At 77.9% G+C, this 1280-nt stretch carries 2 protein-coding genes; both read left to right on the plus strand.

Annotated elements, in window-relative coordinates:
• A partial coding sequence (locus tag AC51EU_RS30600; RefSeq protein ID WP_496270345.1) for an iron-containing alcohol dehydrogenase occupies positions 1-1047 on the plus strand: 1047 nt, incomplete at its 5' end.
• Positions 1044-1280: hypothetical protein (locus tag AC51EU_RS30605; RefSeq protein WP_496270346.1), on the plus strand; the 237-nt coding region annotated here is incomplete at its 3' end. The genes AC51EU_RS30600 and AC51EU_RS30605, both read left to right, overlap by 4 nt.

The following is a 1280-nucleotide window of genomic DNA, read 5'->3' on the forward strand; positions in this document are numbered from 1 at the left end:
GCCCGGCAACCCGGGCTGGTGGACCTGGTCGCACCGGCCGCCGGGGCCCGCGACACGCACGTGGTCCGGCTGGACCCGGGGGCCTGCGACCTGGCCACGAGCGTCGAGCTGGCCGAGCGGCTGCGGGACGCCGACCGCGTGGTGGCCGCCGGGGGCGGCTCCGTCATGGACGCGGTGGCCCTCGCCCGCCTGATCGCCGCCGCTCCCGGCACCCCGGCCAGGATCGGCCTCGGGGGCGGGCGTCCCGGCCTGGTCCACGGCCCGGACGCCTCGTCGGCACCGTATCCCCGGCTGATCGCCGTGCCGACGACCGTGGGCACCGCGGCCGAGGTCAGCGCCGCCGCCACCGTCGTCGTCGGCGGACACCGCAAGCTCGTCATGCATCCGCTGCTCGCCGCCGATGTCGCGGCACTCGACCCGGCGGCGACACGCACCCTGCCCCGGTCCGCCGTGCGCGAGGGCGCCCTGGAGGCCGTCCTGCGGGTCTGCAACGGCTATCTGTCACCGCCCGGGGACCGCTGCCCGCCGGCCGCGGACGGCGAGGCCCGGGACCTGCTGCGGGACCTGGTGCGCGCGACCGTGACGGGCCGTCCGGCTCAGGACATCGCGGTGCTCGGCGCGCGCACGATCCTCGGCTTCGCCATGGTCGGCCGGGACACCTTCGCCGGGAAGGTCTGGTACCTGGCGAACGAACTCTCGTCCGTGACGGGCGTCCGCAAGATGCGCGCGACGGTCGCCGTCCTGCCGGCCGTCTGGTCCCGCGTGCTGAGCGGCGACACACGGTTCGGCGCGGCGGACCGCCTCCTGGACGCGTGGGCCGTGATCCGCGGGGCCCACCGCGAGCTGCCCGACGACCCGGTCGGCGGCATCCTCGCCCTGGCCCGCTCCTGGGGCGTCACCGCCGCCCTGCCCACGGCACCCGACCCCGGGCACCTGGCCGCGCGGGCGGCCCGCGCCTGGGGCTCGGGGCTGCCCATGCTGGGCGGCCTCCGCACGCACGAACTCACCGGCCTCTACGCCGAGGCCCTCCAGGGAGCCCCCCGATGATCGATTTCTCCGCCACGCTCGACCCCCGGAACGGCCTGGTCAGCTCCAGCGCCGTCCGCCCGCCACGGCCCCCGGACGAGCCGCTGTGGCAGGGCCTCGCGGAACTCCACCGCGACCGCACCGGCGCCCCGCGGGAGCAGGCGGCGGCCCTCAGCCCCACCGTGGTCGGCGCCTACGGCATCTCGCCGTCCGACACCGTGACCCGCGCCGCGGGCGAGGCGGTGGAGCGCTTC

This window comes from Candidatus Streptomyces philanthi (genome assembly GCF_059553635.1).